This window comes from Streptomyces sp. BV286, from assembly GCF_019090165.1.
Taxonomy (GTDB): domain Bacteria; phylum Actinomycetota; class Actinomycetes; order Streptomycetales; family Streptomycetaceae; genus Streptomyces.
The window spans coordinates 37,814-57,926 of record NZ_JAHRIB010000175.1; the positions used below are offsets into that span (position 1 = coordinate 37,814).

The window sequence follows — 20,113 nt, forward strand, 5'->3', positions numbered from 1 at the left end:
AGTCCTCCGGGGGCAGGAGAGAAACGGGCGCGGGAAGGGAAGTGGGGGGCGGGGTTCAACTTAGGTTAGCCTAACCTAAGTTCCTGTGAGGTTCGGCTCCACCCGCCACGCTGCGACGTGGCCTCCCTCACGTCACCCGCCCTGCTCGCGCAGCTGCTCCTCGCTGAGCCCGCGCCGCCAGTAGCCGACGAACGTGACGCGCCTGCGGTCGATCTCCCGCTCCCGTACGAGATGACGCCGCAGCTCCTTCACGCGGCCGGACTCACCCGCGATCCAGGCGTACGGAGCCCGCGCGGCGGGGAGCCGGGCGGCGCGGATCGCCTCGACCGCTGTGGGGGAGCCCTCGTCGCGCACGAGCCAGGTGATCTCCGCGTCGGCGGCCGTGACGGGCGGTACGCGGTCGCCGGCGTGCGGGACCTCCAGCCAGACGCGGGCTTTCGTCCCGGCCGGCAGCGACTCCAGGATGGCCGAGGCGGCGGGCAGGGCCGTCTCGTCGGCCCAGACGACGACCAGGTCGGCGTCGGCGGGCGGACGGAAACGAATCGCCCCGTTGTCGGCGACGGACGGGCCGAGCAGCGCGACCCGGTCACCGGCCCCGGCACCGGCGGCCCAGCGTGAGGCCGGGCCCGCGGGGGTGGCGGCGCCGGGTTCCGTGCCGTGCAGGACGAAGTCGATGTCGATCTCGCTCGTGGCCCCGTCGGCGCCTCGGCGCAGGGCGCGCAGCGTGTACGAGCGCATGAAGGCCCGTACGTCCTCGGGGGTGTCGATCCAGGCCTGGCGCCAGCCCTCGCCGTACTCCATCGGCAGGACGGGCTCGGGCTGGCCCGGGCGGGGGAGGAAGAGCGAGAGGCTCTGGTCCAGGCCGTCGGACGCGAAGGCGTGCAGGTCGGGGCCGGTGAAGGTCACCCGGACCAGGGACGGGCTCAGCCGCCTCGTCCGTGTGACCTGAAGGGTGAAGAAACGGAACGGGGCGGCTGTGGCCGTCGGCATGGTTGCTCCTGCGGCGGGGTGGGGGGCGTTGTCGGGTTCGGGCCGCGGGCCGGTGGGGGCTGGTCGCGCAGTTCCCCGCGCCCCTGAGGGGCGCGGGCCGAGGGGCCCGGCAAGGGGTGTGGCCGTCAGGCGACCTTCTTGGCCTTCTCGATGGCCTCGGCGAGGTTGTCGAGCATCGGGGTGCACTTGTCGTAGGAGAGGATCGGCTCGGGCGTGCGGCCGATGACCTGGCCGGCCTTCACGGCGGGCAGCTTCTTCCAGGTCGCCTCGGTGATGTCGGCGGGCTGGATGGTCGCGGTGCGGTCGTCCATGATGATGACGTCCGCCGCGTACTTGTCGACGTTCTCCCAGCTCAGGTTCTCGAACCAACCACCGCTGGCCTTCAGGGCCTTGGCGGACGGCTCGACGAGGTTCACGCCGAGGGCCTTGAAGTACTCCAGGTCGATGGAGAAGTTCGAACCGGAGACGTAGAAGATGTCCTGGCTCGCGGAACCGGCGAGGACCTTGATCTCCGGGCGGGCCTTGGCGGCCTTGCGCAGCCGCTCGGCGGCCGTCTCGAACTTCTTCTTCGCCTCGACGGTCCTGGCCGCCTTCACGTCCGCGCCGAGCGACTCGGCGAGGGCGAGCATGCGCTCCAGTGGCTTGGGCAGCTGGCGGTCGAAGACGGAGATGCCGACGCTCGGGGCGAGCTTGAGGATCTTGTCCGCGGACTCCTCCGGGACGTACCAGAGGGTGCCGGCGTCGTCGAACATCGTGGAGAGCAGCACGTCCGGGGCCAGGGCCGCGTACTTCTCGATGTTGAACTCGCCCCAGGTGTTGCCGAGGATCGTCAGCTTGCTGACGTCCATGTCGCCGGCCTGGACGTCGGCCTTGCCGTCCTTGGTCTTCGTCGGGCCGAAGACGCCCTTGACCTCGATGCCGTAGTCGTGGAGGGCGGCGGCGACACCGGTGAACGCGACGATGTTCGCCGGGATCCTGTCGAGCTTCACCGTCTTGCCGCGGTCGTCCTCGAAGCTCCAGGGCCCGGATGCGGCGGCGCTCTTCGTCGCGTCCGCCGAGCCACCGCTCTTCGAGTCTTCGTCACCGCAGGCGGCGAGAGCGGCACCGAGACCGAGGGCGCCGCCCGCGGCGAGGATGCCGCGTCGGGTGAGGTGGGAGGCACGGGCGTTGGACATGGCGTGGCTGCTTTCGAACAGGGTGGTCGACCCACCGGACAAGTGCCAAGGTAGGTTAGCCTAACCTCACTAGGTGTCCAGCGGGTGGGGCTGACCTGCGGGGATGCCCGGAGCGGCCTGGAACAGGTCCTGTGGGGAGTCTGTGCGAACGGCATGACTCGGCGCTACGGGGCCGTTGGCGGCGTGACCTTTTCGGCCGACGAGTACCGGGCGCGGCCGGGCCGCTGCCCGTCAACCCCGGTCCCGCCCCCGGTCCCGCCCCCGGNGGTCCCGCCCCCGCTCCCGCTCCCGGCCGAGCGGAAAGGCCCGCGTCAGCCGGTACGGCCGACCGGCGGGCCGGAGTCCGTCCGCCTCGGTGAAACCTGGTGTCACGACGGCCGGCCGGGCCCTGCCCGGTACGTCAACCACCGTCGTGGGCAAGGGATTTGATTGCGGATCCGGGGCACGCGGAATTCCACGGCACGTCAGAGACGGCACGGGGAGGCGGATTCATGACTGACCGACGCACCGGGCGCGACGGCGGGGACCGCCGACGAGCGTGGCGGAACCTCGCCCTCGCGTTTCTCGCTCTCTACTTCCTGATGGGTGTGAGCCTGATGGTCACGGGCACCTCCACGGCGGATGCCTGGATCCGCCCGCTCGGGCTGGTCGCCCCCGCGCTCGGAATGGCGCTCGTGATCCGCAACAGGCGCCCGAGGGCCTGAAGCTCAGCCCGTCAGCCCCAACTCCCTGGCGATCAGCATCCGCTGGACCTCGCTCGTGCCCTCGCCGATCTCCAGGATCTTGGAGTCGCGCCACATGCGGGCCACCGGGTACTCGTTCATGAAGCCGTAGCCGCCGTGGATCTGGGTGGCGTCCCGGGCGTTGTCGACGGCGATGGTGGAGGAGTGGAGCTTCGCCAGGGCCGCCTCCTTCTTGAAGGGCTCGCCCGCGACGAGGCGGGAGGCCGCGTCGCGCCAGGCCAGACGGGCCGTGTAAGCCCTCATCTCCATGTCCGCGATCTTGAACTGGATCGCCTGGTTCGTGCCGATCGCGCGGCCGAAGGCGTGGCGCTCCTTCGCGTACTTCAGTGATTCGTCCACGCAGCCCTGGGCGAGACCCGTTGCCAGGGCCGCGATGGCGATGCGGCCCTCGTCGAGGATGCGGAGGAACTGGGCGTAACCGCGGCCCTGTTCGCCGAGCAGGTTCGCGGCGGGGACGCGGACGTCCGCGAAGGACAACTCGCGGGTGTCCGAGGCGTTCCAGCCGACCTTCGAGTAGGGGGCGGCGACCGTGAAGCCCGGAGTGCCGGACGGCACGATGATCGAGGAGATCAGCGGCTTTCCGTCGGGCTTGCGGCCCGTGACGGCCGTGACGGTGACCAGGCCCGTGATGTCCGTCCCCGAGTTGGTGATGAAGCACTTGCTTCCGTTGATCACCCACTCGTCCGTGGTCTCGTCCAGGCGGGCGGTCGTACGGGTCGCGCCCGCGTCCGAACCGCCGTCCGGCTCGGTCAGACCGAAGGCGCCGAGGATCTCGCCGGAGCAGAGCCGGGGAAGCCACTCGGCCTTCTGCTCAGGGGTTCCGAAGAGGTGGATCGGCATGGCGCCGAGGGAGACGCCCGCCTCCAGGGTGATGGCCACCGAGGAGTCCACCCGGGCGAGTTCCTCCAGGACGATGCCGAGCGCCAGGTAGTCGCCGCCCATGCCGCCGTACTCCTCCGGGAACGGCAGCCCGAACAGGCCCATACGGCCCATCTCGCGGACGATCTCGTACGGGAACTCGTGACGCTCGTAGAAGTCGCCGATCTTCGGCGCCACGACGTCACGGGCGAACTCGGCGACCGTCCGCCGCAGTTCGTCGAGCTCGGGGGAGAGGCGGTGGTCCAGGGACATGGAGGTCACTCCTTGTGGGAGAGGGCGCGGACGGTACGGGACGGGCTGGGTCGGCCCAGTCGTTCGGCCATCCACACGCTCGTGGCGGTGAGGAGGTCGAGGTCGACTCCGGTGTCGATGCCGAGGCCCGTCAGCATCCACACGAGGTCTTCGGTGGCGAGGTTGCCGGTGGCGCTCTTCGCGTACGGGCAGCCGCCGAGGCCGCCCGCGGAGGCGTCCACGGTCGTGACGCCGTACTGGAGCGCGGCGAGCGTGTTGGACAGGGCCTGGCCGTACGTGTCGTGGAAGTGCACGCCGAGGGAGGCGGTCGGAACGCCCGCCTCGCCGAGCGCCACGAGGAGCCGGCGCACGTGCCCCGGGGTCGCCACGCCGATCGTGTCGCCCAGGCTCAGCTCGTCGCAGCCCATGTCGAGCAGCGCCCGGCAGACGCGGACGACCTGCGGGACGGGCACCGGGCCCTCCCACGGGTCCCCGAAGCACATCGACAGATAGCCGCGCACGTGGGCGTCCTGAGCCCTGGCCCGCTCGACCACCGGCTCGAACATCGCCAGGGCCTCGTCCACGGTCCGGTTGAGGTTGGCCTTCGCGAAGGACTCCGTGGCACTGGCGAAGACCGCGATACGGGTCGCGCCGAGCGCGAGGGCCCGGTCCAGGCCCCGCTCGTTCGGTACGAGGACGGGAAGGGCTGTCCCGGAGAGGTCGCCCAGATCCTGCACGAGGGGGAACAGCTGCTCCGCGTCGGCCAGTTGGGGCACCCACTTGGGGTGCACGAAGCTGGTCGCCTCGATGGTGGTCAGGCCCGCGTCGGCCAGCCGGCGGATGAACTCGGCCTTCGTCTCCGTCGGGACGGTCGCCTTCTCGTTCTGCAGTCCGTCGCGGGCGCCGACCTCGTGGATACGGACGCGGGCCGGGAGTCCCTCGGCCGGTACGGTCATGGGCAGCCCGAGTTCGGGGGTGGTCATGCCTTCTCCTCCCGGGACGGATTCCGCGACGCCTCCGGCGATGTCTCCTGTGAGGCCCCCTGCGGGTCCTCCAGCGGCGCGACCACGGCCAGGATCTGGTCCATGGCGACGGTCGTGCCCGGGGTGACGTCCAGCTCGGTGACGGTGCCCGCGTGCGGGGCGGAGACGACGTGCTCCATCTTCATCGCCTCCACCACCAACAGGCTCTGCCCGGCGGCCACCTCGTCCCCCACGGCGACCTTCACGACGGTCACCGTGCCCGGCATGGGCGCGGTGAGGGAGTCCGCGCCCGCGTGCGCGGCGCCGGTGAGGGAGGCGGCGACGGGGTCGTGGTCCAGCACGTGCCAGGCGTCGCCGTCCCGGCCGAGCCAGTCGCCGGCCCGGTGGAAGGTGTGGCGCACGCCGTCGACGGTGACGGACACACGGTCGAGGGTGACCTCGGTGCCGGGCGGGGCGTGGTGAGTGACGGGTTCAAGTCCCGCTACGCGCAGGTCGAAGGCCAGGGGTGCCGGTTCACCGCCGAGCCGCCAGCCGCTCGGCACGGAGAACGGGTCGGTCCAGCCGCCGGCGGCGGGGGCCAGCGCGTCCAGGCGGACGCCCGCAGCGGCCTCGTACACCTCGTCCGGCACCTCGCCCGGGACCAGCCCCTCGGCCTCCCGCTCCACGAGTCCCGTGTCCAGCTCGCCCGCGACGACCGCCGGATGGGCCAGCAGTCTCCGCAGGAACCCGGCGTTCGTCTGCACCCCCAGCGTCACCGTCTCCGCCAGCGCGCCCCGGAGCCTGCGCAGGGCCGTCGCCCGGTCCGGCCCGTACGCGATGACCTTGGACAGCATCGGGTCGTACAGCGACCCGACCTCCGTGCCCTCCGACAGCCCCGAGTCCGTGCGGACGCCGTCACCCCGGGGCTCGGACAGCCGCAGGACCGTGCCGCCGGACGGCAGGAACCCCCGGGAGGGGTCCTCCGCGCAGATACGGGCCTCGACGGCGTGTCCGGTGAGCGTGACGTCGTCCTGGGCGAAGCCGAGGCGCTCGCCCGCCGCCACCCGCAGCTGCCACTCCACCAGGTCCAGGCCGGTGATCAGCTCGGTCACCGGGTGCTCGACCTGGAGGCGGGTGTTCATCTCCATGAAGAAGTAGGAGGCCGGGTCGTCGCCCGGCACGATGAACTCGACCGTGCCCGCCCCCGCGTAGCCGCAGGAGCGGGCCGCCTGGACGGCGGCCTCACCCATCGAGGCTCGGGTCCGCTCGTCGAGGAACACACTCGGCGCCTCCTCGATGATCTTCTGGTGGCGGCGCTGGAGCGAGCACTCGCGTTCGCCGAGGTGCACCACGTTCCCGTGGGTGTCCGCCAGGACCTGGATCTCGATGTGCCGGGGCCGGTCGACCCACCGCTCGACGAGCAGTGTGTCGTCCCCGAAGGAGGCCCGGGCCTCCCGTCGTGCGGCGGCGATCTCGTCCGGCAGCAGGGCCGCGTCCCGCACCAGCCGCATGCCCTTGCCGCCGCCGCCCGCCGACGGCTTCAGCAGCACCGGCATCCCGATCTCCCGGGCGGCGTCGGCCAGTTCGGTGTCCGTGAGGCCGCTGCCTGACGAACCCGGCACCACCGGGACCCCGGCCGCCCTCACCGTCTCCTTGGCGCGGATCTTGTCGCCCATGAGCGCGATGGCGGCCGCCGGGGGCCCGATGAAGACGAGCCCCGCGTCCGCGCACGCGCGGGCGAAGCCGGCGTTCTCCGCGAGGAAGCCGTAGCCGGGGTGCACCGCCTGTGCGCCCGTCCGTGCCGCGGCCTCCAGCAGCCGCTCCACCGACAGGTAGCTCTCGCCGGCCGGGGCGGGGCCGATCCGAACCGCCGTGTCGGCCTCGCGCACGTGCCGGGCGTCGGCGTCCGCGTCCGAGAAGACGGCCACCGAGCGCACGCCCAGCGACCGCAGCGTCCGGACGACCCGGACGGCGATCTCACCGCGGTTGGCCACAAGTACCGTGTCGAACATCGTCGTCCGTTCCCTCGCAGTCCGTCCCCTCACAGCCGTCCCCTCACATCCGGAAGACGCCGAACTGGGGGTCTCCCAGGGGCGCGTTGGCACAGGCGGTCAGGGCCAGACCCAGCACCTGCCGGGTCTCCATCGGGTCGATCACACCGTCGTCCCAGAGCCGGGCCGTCGCGTAGTAGGCGTTGCCCTGGGTCTCGTACTGGGCGCGGATCGGGTCCTTGAAGGCCTCTTCCTCCGCCGCCGGCCAGGACTCGCCGCGCCCCTCCAGCTGGTCGCGCTTGACGGTCGCGAGGACCGACGCGGCCTGCTCGCCGCCCATCACGGAGATCTTGGCGTTGGGCCACATCCACAGGAAGCGCGGGGAGTACGCCCGGCCGCACATCGAGTAGTTGCCCGCGCCGTACGACCCGCCGACCACCACCGTCAGCTTCGGTACGCGGGTGCAGGCCACCGCCGTGACCATCTTGGCGCCGTGCTTGGCGATGCCGCCCGCCTCGTACTGGCGGCCCACCATGAAGCCCGAGATGTTCTGCAGGAACACCAGCGGGATGCCGCGCTGGTCGCACAGCTCGATGAAGTGGGCGCCCTTCTGGGCGGACTCGGAGAACAGGATGCCGTTGTTCGCGACGATGCCGACCGGGTGCCCGTGGATCCGGGCGAAGCCGGTGACGAGGGTCTGCCCGAACTCGGACTTGAACTCCGCGAAGCGTGAGCCGTCCACGACGCGGGCGATGACCTCGCGCACGTCGTAGGGGGTGCGGGAGTCGACCGGCACCGCGCCGTACAGCCCCGCGGGGTCGACCTTCGGCTCGACGCCCTGCGTGACCGACCAGGGCAGCGGGCCACGGCCGGGGAGCGTGGAGACGATCGTCCGGACGATCCGCAGGGCGTGCGCGTCGTCCTCCGCGAGGTGGTCGGTCACCCCGGAGACCCGGGAGTGGACCTCGCCGCCGCCCAGCTCCTCCGCCGTGACGACCTCGCCGGTCGCGGCCTTCACGAGGGGCGGGCCGCCCAGGAAGATCGTGCCCTGTCCGCGCACGATGACGGCCTCGTCGCTCATCGCCGGGACGTACGCCCCGCCGGCCGTGCACGAGCCGAGAACGGCCGCGATCTGGGGGATCCCCGCCCCCGACATCCGGGCCTGGTTGTAGAAGATGCGGCCGAAGTGCTCGCGGTCGGGGAAGACCTCGTCCTGCATGGGGAGGAAGGCGCCGCCCGAGTCGACCAGGTACACGCACGGCAGCCGGTTCTCCAGGGCCACCTCCTGGGCGCGCAGGTGCTTCTTCACCGTCATCGGGTAGTACGTGCCGCCCTTGACCGTGGCGTCGTTGGCGACGACCACGCACTCGCGCCCGGCGACCCGGCCGATGCCGGCGATGACGCCCGCCGCCGGGGCCTGGCCCTCGTACAGCCCGTCGGCCGCCAGCGGGGCCAGCTCCAGGAACGGGGAGCCGGGATCGAGCAGTGCGTCCACGCGGTCGCGCGGCAGCAGCTTGCCGCGGGCGGTGTGCCGGGCGCGGGCCCGCTCGCCGCCGCCGAGGCGGGCCGCGGCCAGCTTCCGGCGCAGCTCGTCGACGAGCTCCCGATGTGCCCTCTCGTTGCCCCGCCAGGCCTCCGACGCGGGGTCGGCCGCGCTGTGGAGCTCCGGTGCCTCGTGCATCCTGCGGTCCCCTCACCCGGTGGTCACCGGTCACTGAACCAAGTCGCCGAATCAAGTTAATGAGCGTTAACGCGTTTCCATCAGGTTAACGAGCGCTAACCTCCCTGTCTAGAATTGCATCCATGGCCATGAGAACCGACGCCCTCACCCGCCGCGAGCAGATCCTCAAGGAGGCCGCGCGGCTCTTCGCCGAGCGCGGTTTCCACGGGGTGGGGGTCGACGAGATAGGTGCGGCGGTCGGCATCAGCGGGCCGGGTCTGTACCGGCACTTCGCGGGCAAGGACGCGATGCTCGCCGAGCTGCTGGTGGGGATCAGCGAGCAGCTGCTGACCGGCGGCAAGCGCCGCGTGGCGGAGTCCGACGGGAACGCGGAGGCGCTCCTCGACTCGCTCATCGAGGGGCACATCGACTTCGCGCTGGACGACCGCCCGCTGATCACCCTGCACGACAGGGAGCTGGACCGCCTCCGGGACAGCGACCGCAAGCTCGTCCGCCAGCTCCAGCGCCAGTACGTCGAGCTGTGGGTGGAGGTCGTCCGCGAGATCCACCCCGCCCTGGCCGAGCCGAGTGCCCGCTCGGCCGTGCACTCGGTCTTCGGACTCCTGAACTCGACGCCCCACCTGGGCCGCCCCGGCTCGCTCCCGGGACGCGCGGGCACGGCGGAGCTGCTGCACCGGATGGCGAGGGGAGCCTTCGCGGCCGCGGGGGAGTGACGAGCGTTACGGGGGTGCTGGTCTGGACGCTGCTGCCTACTCGCCGGTACGGTGAATGAGCAAGCGCTTAGCCATGGGCCGGGGGCCGCGACCATCCATTGAGCGCCCCCCCACGGCGAGCAACCACATCCGCGAGAGCGGCGCCGGTTCAGGCGCAGAGAGGGGCCGGCGGTGCGCCGTACGGTGTTCAACGAGGACCACGAGGCGTTCCGGGAGACCCTGCGGGCCTTCATCGAGGCCGAGGTCGTCCCCGTCTACGACGAGTGGTTCGCGGCGGGCCAGGCGCCGCGCGACTTCTACTACAAGCTCGCCGAGCTGGGCGTCTTCGGCATCCGCGTGGACGAGGAGTTCGGCGGCGCCGGCATCGACTCGTACAAGTTCGAGGCCGTCATGTACGAGGAGACCGCGCGCGCCGGTGTCCAGTTCGGCGGCTCGGGCGTGCACGTGCTGCTCGGCCTGCCCTACATCAAGTCGCTCGCCACCGACGAGCAGAAGAAGCGCTTCCTGCCGAAGTTCGTCTCCGGTGAGGAGATGTGGGCCCTCGCGATGACCGAGCCGGGCACCGGCTCCGACCTCGCGGGCATGAAGACCACCGCGAAGCTCTCCGAGGACGGCTCGCACTACGTCCTCAACGGAGCCAAGACCTTCATCACCGGCGGCGTGCACGCCGACCGTGTGATCGTCTGCGCCCGCACCTCCGCGCCCACGGCCGAGGACCGCCGCTTCGGCATCTCCCTGTTCGCCGTGGACACCAAGGCCGAGGGCTACTCGGTGGGCCGCAAGCTCGACAAGCTCGGCCTGAAGACCTCCGACACCGCCGAGCTGGCGTTCGTCGACGTGAAGGTCCCCGTCGAGGACCTCCTCGGCGAGGAGAACAAGGGCTTCTACTACCTCGGCCACAACCTCGCCTCCGAGCGCTGGGGCATCGCCTTCGGCGCCTACGCGCAGGCCAAGGCCGCCGTGCGGTTCGCCAAGGAGTACGTCCAGGACCGCACCGTCTTCGGCAAGACCGTCGCGTCCTTCCAGAACACCAAGTTCGAGCTGGCCGCCTGCCAGGCCGAGGTCGACGCGGCCGAGGCCGTCGTCGACCGCGCACTGGAGGCCCTCGACGCGGGCGAGCTGACCCCCGCCGAGGCCGCCAGCGCCAAGCTGTTCACCACCGAGGTCGCCCACCGCGTCATCGACCGCTGCCTCCAGCTGCACGGCGGCTACGGCTTCATGAACGAGTACCCGATCGCCCGCCTGTACGCGGACAACCGCGTCAACCGCATCTATGGCGGCACCAGCGAGATCATGAAGTCGATCATCGCCAAGAACATGGGCCTGTAAGGCCCGGGAAACCACCCGAGAATCACTGCACGGTACAACTGACACATGAGTCAGGCACTTGAGGACCTGCTCGATCTGCTCGACCTCGAGCGGATCGAGCAGGACATCTTCCGCGGTCAGTCACGCTTCGCCGTCGTCCCGCGCGTCTTCGGCGGGCAGGTCGCGGCGCAGGCGCTGGTCGCCGCGGGGCGTACGGTCCCCGCGGACCGGCCCGCCCACTCCCTGCACGCGTACTTCCTGCGCGCCGGGGACCCGGGCGCACCCATCGTCTACACCGTCGACCGGATCCGCGACGGGCGCTCCTTCACCACGCGCCGTGTGGTCGCCGTCCAGCACGGGCAGCCGATCTTCCATCTCTCCGCGTCGTTCCAGACGTACGAGGAGGGCCTGGAGCACCAGGCCGAGATGCCGTCCGCGCCCGACCCGGAGACCCTCCGGACGACCGCCGAGATGCTGCCGCTGTACCTGGACGCGTGCGGCGACGAGAGCGTCGCCCGGCGGATGCTGCAGGCCCGGGCCGCCGTCGACCTCCGCTATGTCGACGCGCCGCCGTACGCCAGCGTCGGGCAGGCGCGCGAGCCCCGCTCCCAGGTGTGGTTCCGCACCAACGGCAAGCTCGACGGCGTCATCGACGAGCCGCTGCTGCACGTCTGCCTCGCCACGTACGTCTCCGACATGACGCTCCTCGACTCGGTGCTGCTCGCCCACGGGCGCGGCGGCTGGGTCACCGGGGACGTCGTGGGGGCCTCCCTGGACCACGCGATGTGGTTCCACCGGCCGTTCCGCGCCGACGAATGGCTGCTGTACGACCAGGAGTCGCCGTCCGCGTCCGGCGGGCGGGGCCTGGGCCAGGCCCGTATCTACACGCAGGACGGGCGGCTGGCGATCACGGTGATCCAGGAGGGGGTCGTACGGGTTCCTCGGTGACGAGGCCGGCCCGCAGGCGCAAGCCAAGACACAGGGTGGGGCGGAGAGGCAGGGGCCGGTTCCGGCCCCTGGGACCTACTCCTTGTCCGTGAGGCCCGCCGCGTCCAGCAGGTACGCCGTCATCGGGTCGTAGTGCCGCGGGCTCGTGACGTGGTCGTCCATGGGGACGGCCACCTGGACCGTGCCCTCGGACTCGGCGAGGAACAGGGCCGGGTCGTTGCAGTCCGCGTAGCCCACGGAGTCCACGCCCAGCTGGCCCGCGCAGCCCGCCCAGCCGTGGTCCGCGACGACCAGGTCGGGCAGCGGGCGGCCCTCGCCCTCCAGGGCCTTCAGGATCGCCCGCATCGGCTCGCCCGAGTGGGTGTGCCACAGCGTCGCGCCGTGCTCCAGGACCGCGACGTCGGCGAACTGGAAGACGTACCCCTCGTCCGTGGCCAGCCCGTCCGGGATCACCACGATCTCGCAGCCGGCCGTGCGCAGTGCGGCGGCCGTGGCGCGGTGCACGTCGAGGAGCCCGCCCGGGTGGCCCGTCGCGAACAGCACCCGCTGCCTGCCGGCCGCCGCCTTGCGCAGCCTGCCCGCCATCCGCTCCAGCGCGTCGACCGTCAGCTCCGGGTCGATGGTGTCCTGGCCGAACCGGTACTCCGGGTCGTCGTTCACCCCGCACCGCTCGGCCATCACCGCGAGGACGTCCTGCTCGTCGGTCCAGCGGTCGCCGAGTTCCAGGCCGAGCCAGTAGTTGCGGTCGCCGTTGGCCAGCTTGCGGTAGTGGGAGAGGTTGTTCTCGCGGGGGGTGGCCACGTCGCCCGCGATACGCGTCCGGACGAGGTGGTCGAGGAGGTCGGCGCGGCTGGGAGGTGCGGGTATCGGCATGCCCCCATTCTGCCGGTGAGTTCCGCCGGGTGGTGCCGGGTATCGAACCGTGGGATGTGCGTCACGTGGGGGTTTGGGGCGGATGGTTCGGTTGTCGGCCGGGTGCGGGTGGTGTGTGGCCGGTCGCGCAGTTCCCCGCGCCCCTGGGAGGCGGGGCTGCGGGCTTGCCTCCGGCCTGGGTTCGGGGCTGGTTTCGGGTGAGGGTGCGGGTGCGTGGGGGCTGGTCGCGCAGTTCCCCGCGCCCCTGGGAGGTGGGGCTGCGCCCCTGCCTCCGGCCTGGGTGCGGGTGCGTGGGGGCTGGTCGCGCAGTTCCCCGCGCCCCTGAAAAGCGGGGCCGCGCCCCTGGGAGGCGGGGCCGGAGGCGGTCCGTCACGTGTGGCGGAGGGCGAACCACAGCTCCATGCGGACGTCCGGGTCGTCCAGGTCCGTGTTCAGGAGGGTCGCGCAGCGGGCGACGCGCTGGCGGACCGTGTTGCGGTGGACCGAGAGGGCCACCGCCGTGCGGTCCCAACTGCCGTGCAGGGACAGCCAGGCGCGGAGGGTCTCCGTGAGGGCCGGATTCCCGGCGACGGGGGCGAGGAGTGCGCGGGCATGGGCCGCGGCGTCGGCCGGCGGTACGAGACCGTCGAGTCCGGTGTGCTCGCCGTGCCGGACCAGCCGCGCCCGCGTGGCCCGCGCCCGGGACAGGGCACGCGCCGCCTGGGTGTCGCCGGCCCCCCACTCGTGCGGCACGACGGGCGCGCTCGCGCCGCACGTCCAGCCGGCCTGTGCGACGACCTCGCGGCGGCCCGCGGGGACGAGCACCCGTACGAGGTCACCGGCCACGTCGACCAGCGGGGAACCGAGCGCCGCCCCGAGCGCCGACGCGGCGACCGCGTCCGCCGCGGGGCCGTCGGGGCGTGCGTGCACGACGACCCACCGCTCGCCGCCGTCCAGCAGGGACGCCACCTCCTCGGGCGCGGCGCCCAGCAGCAGGCGTACGAGAGCCGAGGAGCGGGCCGCGCCCGTGCCGCTCCGGTGCTCCCCGGTGAGGAGCGACAGGAGCACGGCGCCCACGGACGCGATGGTGTGGTCGCCCGGGTCGCGGCGCGGAGCCGCCACACCCAGGACGAAACCCTGGCCCGTGCCGAGGGCGTACGCGGCGAGGTGGACACCGGCGGCGGTGTCACTGGCGGAGGAGGGACCGGGGCCGGCCGCGGCCCCGCTGCCTCCGCCGCCCCCGGCCGCGGGGTCGGCCGCGGTGGCCGGCCGCACCACTGCCGTGAGCCGGGCCAGTGCCCCGCTCACCCGCGGGTCCACGCCCGGGTCCGCATCCGGCAGCCGTCCCGCCGCAGCCACCTCCTTGCCGTCAGGGGCGTACAGCGCGGCCCGGCCGCCGAGCCGCTGGGCGAGCTGCCGCAGGACCGAGGGGACGGGGTCGGGGCGCGCCGCGGCGGCGGCCAGGCTCTGCTGGGCCTCCGTGACGCGGCGCAGTTCGGTGTGCCGGGCCCGGGCCATGAGCTGCCAGACCGCCCGGGCCACACCGGAGAAGGTGGTGCGCGGCGGGACCTCCACGAGCGGCAGGCCGTGGTGGTCGCAGGCCTCGACCAGGGCGCGCGGAACGGTGTCGTGCACCGGCGCCACCCCGAAGCCGAGGACCGCGCCGCCCGCCTCGACGATCCGGGACACGTACGCGTCGAAGTACGTGCCCGAACCGGCGGCCTCCGGGATGTGCACCCCCGCCGTGAGGAGCATCTCGCCGCCGAGCAGGTACGGATACGGGTCCGCCATCTCCGAGGTGTGGGCCCAGTGGATCACCGTGGCCGGATCGCGTGGCCCCGCGATCTGCCGCAGGCCGAGGTCCTCCCGGGCCAGCAGGGCCGCCAGGGGGACCGGCGGGGTGGGCGGGACGGTGGGGGCCGCGGTGTCCGGCATGGTGGACGTTTCCTCCATTCGACCGCGTGGCTGTGGATGAAACGTACACTTCAGCGTTGCTTTCCGGCCACCTAGGGTCGTGCCCACCGGAGGCCGCGGGTACGGGCGGATGTCCCCGCGCAGCATCGCGAGCGATCAGCCGCCGGCGAACCCCCGTCACCCGCACGACACGCCACCGGACGCGCGAAGAGGAGCCCCCATGGCCGTCGACTACGCAGTGATCGTCGTCTATCTCGCCGGGATGCTGGCCATGGGCTGGTGGGGCATGCGACGTGCCAGGTCCAAGAGCGAGTTCCTGGTCGCGGGCCGGCGGCTCGGCCCGACGATGTACTCCGGCACGATGGCCGCGATCGTCCTCGGCGGCGCGTCCACCATCGGCGGCGTCGGCCTCGGCTACCAGTACGGCCTCTCCGGCGCCTGGATGGTCTTCACCATCGGCCTCGGGCTGCTCGCCCTGTCCGTCTTCTTCTCGGCCCGCATCGCCCGGCTGAAGGTCTACACGGTCTCCGAGATGCTCGACCTGCGGTACGGCGGCCGGGCCGGGGTGATCTCGGGCGTCGTCATGTGGGCGTACACCCTGATGCTCGCGGTGACGTCGACCATCGCGTACGCCACGATCTTCGACGTCCTCTTCGACATGAACCGCACGGTCGCGATCGTGCTCGGCGGTTCGATCGTCGTCGCCTACTCGACGCTCGGCGGCATGTGGTCGATCACCCTCACCGACATGGTGCAGTTCGTCGTCAAGACCGTCGGTGTGCTGCTTCTGCTGCTGCCCATCGCCGTGGTCAAGGCCGGCGGCTTCAGCGAGATGAAGGCCGAGCTGCCCACCGAGTACTTCGACCCGCTGGGCATCGGCGGCGAGACGATCTTCACGTACGTGCTGATCTACACGTTCGGCATGCTCATCGGGCAGGACATCTGGCAGCGCGTCTTCACCGCCCGCAGCGACACGACGGCCAGGTGGGGCGGCACGGTCGCCGGTACGTACTGCCTGGTGTACGCGCTCGCCGGCGCCGTCATCGGTACGGCGGCCAAGGTGCTCTACCCGAAGCTGGCCAGCCCGGACGACGCCTTCGCCACGATCGTGAAGGACGAACTCCCGGTCGGGGTGAGGGGGTTGGTGCTCGCCGCCGCCCTCGCCGCCGTGATGTCCACCTCCTCCGGAGCCCTCATCGCCTGCGCGACCGTCGCCAACAACGACATCTGGTCGCGGCTGCGGGGAGCCGTCACCGACAGGCCCGGCGAGGAGCGCGACGAGGTCAGGGGCAACCGCTTCTTCATCCTCGTCATGGGCATCGCGGTGATCTGCACGGCCATCGCGCTCAACAACGTCGTCGAGGCCCTGACCGTCGCCTACAACCTGCTCGTCGGCGGCCTCCTCGTGCCCATCCTCGGTGGCCTGCTCTGGAGGCGCGGTACCGCCCAGGGCGCCCTCGCCGCGGTCGTGGTCGGCGGCCTCGCGGTCGTCACCCTGATGGCGACCCACGGAATCCTCGCGAACGAACCCGTCTACTACGGGCTCCTCTCCTCGCTGGCCGTGTACGTGATCGTCTCGCTCGCCACCCCTGCGACCGACGCGGCCGTCCTCGCCGCCTGGCGCGAGCGCCTCGCGGGCCGCGGCTCCGAACCCGTGTCCGAACCCGCCCCCGCTCCCCAGTAGAGTCGAAGCAGTCGTACATACGCGACGAAGCGTAGGAAAGAAGGCAGAACCCCATGAGCAGCAACGAGACGTTCCGCGGACCCGTCGACTCGTCCCGCGTCCCGCGGTACGCGGGTCCGGCGACCTTCGCCCGGCTGCCCCGGCTCGACGAGGTCGGCACCACCGACGTCGCCGTGGTCGGAGTGCCGTTCGACGCGGGCGTCTCGTACCGGCCGGGCGCCCGCTTCGGCGGGAACGCCATCCGGGAGGCGAGCCGTCTCCTGCGGCCGTACAACCCGGCGCAGGACGCCTCGCCGTTCGCCCTCGCACAGGTCGCGGACGCCGGTGACATCGCCGCGAACCCGTTCGACATCAACGAGGCCGTGGAGACCATCGAGGGCGCCGCCGACGAACTCCTCGGCACCGGCGCCCGGTTGATGACCCTCGGCGGCGACCACACCATCGCCCTGCCCCTGCTGCGCTCGGTCGCGAAGAAGCACGGGCCGGTCGCGCTGCTGCACTTCGACGCCCACCTCGACACCTGGGACACGTACTTCGGCGCCGAGTACACGCACGGCACGCCGTTCCGCCGGGCCGTCGAGGAGGGCATCCTCGACACCGAGGCCCTCTCCCACGTCGGCACGCGCGGCCCGCTGTACGGCAGGCAGGACCTCACCGACGACGAGAAGATGGGCTTCGGCATCGTCACCTCGGCCGACATCTACCGCCGGGGCGCCGACGAGGTGGCCGACCAGCTGCGCCAGCGCATCGGCGACCGGCCCCTCTACATCTCCATCGACATCGACTGCCTCGACCCGGCCCACGCGCCCGGCACGGGCACACCCGAGGCCGGCGGCATGACCTCCCGCGAACTGCTGGAGATCCTGCGCGGGCTCGCCTCCTGCCACCTCGTCTCGGCCGACGTCGTCGAGGTCGCCCCCGCGTACGATCACGCCGAGATCACCTCCGTCGCCGCGTCCCACACGGCGTACGAACTCACCACCATCATGTCCCGCCAGATCGCGCAGGCGCGTGAGAAGAGCGCGCGGGCGCCCGAGGAGACCGACGCCAAGTGACCCACGACCACGACCTGGTGCTCCGCCCGACCGCCGCGCAGACGGAGGCCGCACTCAACCCGCCCCCCGGACGCAACGGCGGAGACCTGGTCGTGGAGACCCTCGCCGGCCTCGGCGCGACCACCGTCTTCGGCCTGCCCGGCCAGCACGCGCTCGGCATGTTCGACGCGCTGCGCCGCTCCGACCTCGCGTACATCGGCCTGCGGGTCGAGAACAACGCCGGTTTCGCGGCGGACGCCTACGGCCGCATCACCGGCGAGGCCGCCCCCCTGCTGCTGTCGACCGGCCCGGGCGCGCTGACCTCGCTGGCCGCCCTCCAGGAAGCGGCAGCCGCCAGCGCCCCCGTCCTCGCCATCAGCAGTCAGGTCCCGGGCGCGGGCCTCGGCGGCGGCCGCCACGGCTATCTGCATGAACTCCCGGACCAGCAGGCCTCGTTCAGGGGCGTGGTCAAGTCGGTCCACACGGTCCGTACGCAGTCGCAGATCCCGTCCGCCATCGCCGAGGCCTGGGAGTCGGCGCTCACCGCCCCGCACGGACCGGTGTGGGTGGAGATCCCGCAGGACGTGCTGCTCGCCGAGACGGCCCTGCCCGTCGTCACGGCCGTGGACGCCGCACCCCACGACCTGCCCCCGCGCCCCGAACTGACCGCCGTGGCCGCCGACCTGCTCTCGAACGCGGTCCGCCCGGCGATCATCGCGGGCGGCGGTGTCGTACGCGCCGACGCGTCGGGCAAGCTGCGGCAGCTCGCCGAGCGGCTGAACGCGCCCGTCGTCACCACCTTCGGCGGCAAGGGCGCCTTCCCCTGGAACCACCCGCTCTCGCTGCAGTCCTGGCTGGAGGACCGGCACACCACGGACTTCCTGGAGGACGCCGACGTCCTGCTCGTCGTCGGCTCCGGACTGGGCGAACTCTCCTCGAACTACTACACGTTCAAGCCCCGCGGCCGGGTCGTCCAGATCGAGGCCGACCTCGGCAAGCTGGAGTCCAACCACCCGGCCCTCGGCATCCACGCGGACGCCCGCCTCGCCCTGTCGGCGCTCCTCGAAACCGTGCCCGAGAGGGAGGACCAGACAGCGCCTGACCGCGTACGGACCGTGCTCGACCTCGTCCGCGAGCGCATCGACTCCCAGGAACTCGGCCTGGAACAGCGGGTGCTGGCCGCGGTCCGGCAGGCTCTGCCGGACCGGTCGCCCAGCTTCTGGGACATGACGATCCTCGCCTACTGGGCCTGGTCCGCCTTCGACGCCCGCCGCCCCAACACCATGCACTCCGCCCAGGGCGCGGGCGGCCTCGGCTACGCCTTCCCGGCGGCGCTCGGCGGCGCGGTCGCCGACCCCACCCACCCGGTCCTCGCGGTCTCCGGCGACGGCGGCGCGCTGTACTCCATCGCCGAACTGGCCACCGCCAGGCAGCACAACCTCGACGTGACCTGGCTCATCGTCGACGACGGCGGTTACGGCATCCTGCGCGAGTACATGACGGACGCCTTCGGCCGGTCCACGGCGACCGAGCTGTCCCGCCCGGACTTCGTGGCGCTCGCGGAGTCCTTCGGCGTCCCCGGCGTACGGACCACGCCGGACTCCCTGGCCGACGACCTCGCCAAGTCCCTTGCCACGCGCGGCCCTTCGGTGGTCGTGCTGCCTGCGGTGCTGCGGATGTTCGCGCCGACGCACCTGGACTGATGCGGTGGGGCGGCCCGCGCACCTCGGCCGAAGCCGGCTCGCCCCGGCCGGACATGACGGTGGGGCGGCACCCTGGCCGCCCCACCGAACCCCCGTTGCCGGATCGGCCGGCTCAGCGCAGGAGCGCGCCGAAGCGGGCGTCCGTGGCGGGCGCGGAGAGGTCGCCGGCGCCGAACGCGAGGGACGACGTGGCCGTGAGACCGGTCGCCGTGCCGTTCAGCACCCAGACCGCGCCGTTCCAGCCGTTCTCGGCCTCGGAACCGGCCGCGAGGTCGGCGTGGCCGTCACCGTTGACGTCCAGCAGGGCGCTGCTCGCGCCGAACTGGTCGTCCTCCTCGGCGACTCCGGGGACCCCGGCGGTGTCCTGGTGGAAGGTCTGCGTGCCGGCGCCCGTGACGCCGGTGGCGCTGCCGGGGACCAGGGCGACGGAACCGGCGTCGGTGATGTCGCCGATGTCCTCGCCCGAGATGCCGAGCGCGATGTCGCCGAAGCCGTCACCGTTGACGTCCGCCACCGAGACCGTGGAGCCGATCCCGTCGCCCTCCTCCTCCACGCCGGGGAAGCCGGGCAGGTCCTGGTCGAAGACCTGTACGCGCTCCTCGGACAGGCCGGAGGCCGACCCGAACGCGATCTGGACCTTGCCGCCGGCCCAGTAGTTGCCCACCACGACGTCGTCGAAGCCGTCGTTGTTCACGTCCCCGATGCCGGTGCCCGTGCCGGTCGCCGTGCCGTCCGAGGGGGTCCAGCCGGTGGTGAAGCCCGTGCTGCCGCCGCCGAGGAGAAGATGGTTGCCCCACTGGCCGTCGCCCGCGTACTTCCAGGCAACGATGTCGTCCTTGCCGTCGCCGTTGACGTCGCCGGTCTGGGTGGAGCGGATGGGACCGGAGATCGAGTCGCCGTCCTCCTGGCAGCCGATGCCGTTGGTGGCGCAGGACGCGTCGGGGGTGTCGTAGCCCCACCAGTCGGCCTTGTCCAGCAGGGGCAGGGTGGCGGTGGGCGTGCCGGCGCGCGAGATCGGGCCCTTCCACACGGTGGCGTCGGCGCTCGACGGGTCGTCGCCCGAGCCGGACAGGTAGGAGAACAGGGTGAGGTCCGTCTTGCCGTCGCCGTCGAAGTCGCCGGTCGTGGGGGACTGCCCGTACCCGGGTATGGCCGTTCCGCCGGTGAGTCCGGAGGCGGAGCCCCAGAGGATGACGGAGCCGGGAAGGCCACCCGAGATCACCAGGTCGCTGAAGCCGTCGCCGTCCAGGTCGCCCTTGGTGAAGTTGGTCCCGAAGCGCTGGTTCGCGGTGGCGGAGCCGGGAA

General features: G+C 72.2%; 16 protein-coding genes. 7 read left to right on the top strand and 9 right to left on the bottom strand.

The features are described from left to right. Positions 1 to 132: 132 nt before the first annotated feature. Together KUF83_RS32775 and KUF83_RS32780 are read right to left on the bottom strand one after the other, a co-directional pair. The gene (locus KUF83_RS32775) at positions 133 to 990 is read right to left on the bottom strand and encodes a siderophore-interacting protein (RefSeq protein WP_217458645.1); all 858 of its coding nucleotides are present in this window, start codon (positions 988 to 990) and stop codon (positions 133 to 135) included. A 125-nt stretch (positions 991 to 1,115) separates the two neighbouring features. Then, complete coding sequence (locus tag KUF83_RS32780) at positions 1,116 to 2,165, bottom strand: ABC transporter substrate-binding protein (protein ID WP_217458646.1); 1,050 nt, start codon at positions 2,163 to 2,165, stop codon at positions 1,116 to 1,118. Positions 2,166 to 2,656: 491 nt separating this feature from the next. Here KUF83_RS32780 and KUF83_RS32785 point away from each other — a divergent pair, with 491 nt between their 5' ends. After that, entirely contained in the window at positions 2,657 to 2,869 is a 213-nt protein-coding gene (locus KUF83_RS32785; protein WP_217458647.1) for a hypothetical protein, read from the top strand. Positions 2,870 to 2,872: 3 nt separating this feature from the next. Here KUF83_RS32785 and KUF83_RS32790 read toward each other — a convergent pair whose 3' ends face one another. Genes KUF83_RS32790 through KUF83_RS32805 form a run of 4 tightly spaced genes read right to left on the bottom strand, consistent with a single transcriptional unit; the run spans position 2,873 to position 8,652 of the window. Further along, positions 2,873 to 4,033, bottom strand: coding sequence for an acyl-CoA dehydrogenase family protein (locus tag KUF83_RS32790; RefSeq protein ID WP_217458663.1), 1,161 nt, complete (start codon positions 4,031 to 4,033; stop codon positions 2,873 to 2,875). 11 nt (positions 4,034 to 4,044) lie between these two features. Beyond that, positions 4,045 to 5,001, bottom strand: coding sequence for a hydroxymethylglutaryl-CoA lyase (locus tag KUF83_RS32795; RefSeq protein WP_217458648.1), 957 nt, complete (start codon positions 4,999 to 5,001; stop codon positions 4,045 to 4,047). Next, entirely contained in the window at positions 4,998 to 6,992 is a 1,995-nt protein-coding gene (locus tag KUF83_RS32800) for an acetyl/propionyl/methylcrotonyl-CoA carboxylase subunit alpha (RefSeq protein WP_217458649.1), read from the bottom strand. Before KUF83_RS32800 ends, KUF83_RS32795 begins: the two co-directional genes overlap by 4 nt. 43 nt (positions 6,993 to 7,035) lie before the next feature. Further along, a complete protein-coding gene (locus KUF83_RS32805; protein WP_217458650.1) occupies positions 7,036 to 8,652 on the bottom strand; it encodes a carboxyl transferase domain-containing protein in 1,617 nt (538 codons plus the stop codon). A gap of 122 nt (positions 8,653 to 8,774) precedes the next feature. Between KUF83_RS32805 and KUF83_RS32810 the strand changes: the two genes are divergently transcribed. The 3 genes from KUF83_RS32810 to KUF83_RS32820 all read left to right on the top strand — a co-directional run bounded on the left by KUF83_RS32810 (position 8,775) and on the right by KUF83_RS32820 (position 11,621). After that, the gene (locus KUF83_RS32810) at positions 8,775 to 9,365 is read left to right on the top strand and encodes a TetR/AcrR family transcriptional regulator (RefSeq protein ID WP_217458651.1); all 591 of its coding nucleotides are present in this window, start codon (positions 8,775 to 8,777) and stop codon (positions 9,363 to 9,365) included. Between the two features lie 171 nt (positions 9,366 to 9,536). After that, the gene (locus tag KUF83_RS32815; protein WP_217458652.1) at positions 9,537 to 10,694 is read left to right on the top strand and encodes an acyl-CoA dehydrogenase family protein; all 1,158 of its coding nucleotides are present in this window, start codon (positions 9,537 to 9,539) and stop codon (positions 10,692 to 10,694) included. Positions 10,695 to 10,739: 45 nt separating this feature from the next. Beyond that, on the top strand, positions 10,740 to 11,621 hold the full coding sequence (locus tag KUF83_RS32820; RefSeq protein WP_217458653.1) for an acyl-CoA thioesterase II: 882 nt from the start codon (positions 10,740 to 10,742) through the stop codon (positions 11,619 to 11,621). Positions 11,622 to 11,696: 75 nt separating this feature from the next. Here the strand turns inward: KUF83_RS32820 and KUF83_RS32825 are convergent, their stop codons facing one another. Next, entirely contained in the window at positions 11,697 to 12,494 is a 798-nt protein-coding gene (locus tag KUF83_RS32825) for a phosphatase (protein WP_217458654.1), read from the bottom strand. 369 nt (positions 12,495 to 12,863) lie between these two features. Further along, positions 12,864 to 14,408: a PucR family transcriptional regulator gene (locus tag KUF83_RS32830; RefSeq protein ID WP_217458655.1), complete on the bottom strand. Its 1,545-nt coding sequence runs from the start codon at positions 14,406 to 14,408 to the stop codon at positions 12,864 to 12,866. Between the two features lie 199 nt (positions 14,409 to 14,607). Here KUF83_RS32830 and KUF83_RS32835 point away from each other — a divergent pair, with 199 nt between their 5' ends. The 3 genes from KUF83_RS32835 to KUF83_RS32845 are packed head-to-tail and all read left to right on the top strand — an operon-like array spanning position 14,608 to position 18,808. Next, positions 14,608 to 16,071, top strand: coding sequence for a sodium:solute symporter (locus KUF83_RS32835; RefSeq protein ID WP_217458656.1), 1,464 nt, complete (start codon positions 14,608 to 14,610; stop codon positions 16,069 to 16,071). 53 nt (positions 16,072 to 16,124) lie between these two features. Then, positions 16,125 to 17,126 (top strand): agmatinase, encoded by a 1,002-nt coding sequence (speB, locus tag KUF83_RS32840; RefSeq protein WP_217458657.1) that lies wholly within the window; start codon positions 16,125 to 16,127, stop codon positions 17,124 to 17,126. Further along, positions 17,123 to 18,808, top strand: coding sequence for a thiamine pyrophosphate-binding protein (locus KUF83_RS32845; protein WP_217458658.1), 1,686 nt, complete (start codon positions 17,123 to 17,125; stop codon positions 18,806 to 18,808). Before speB ends, KUF83_RS32845 begins: the two co-directional genes overlap by 4 nt. A 112-nt stretch (positions 18,809 to 18,920) precedes the next feature. Here KUF83_RS32845 and KUF83_RS32850 read toward each other — a convergent pair. Then, positions 18,921 to 20,113 (bottom strand): FG-GAP and VCBS repeat-containing protein (locus tag KUF83_RS32850; RefSeq protein WP_217458659.1); only part of this gene is annotated, 1,193 nt, incomplete at its 5' end.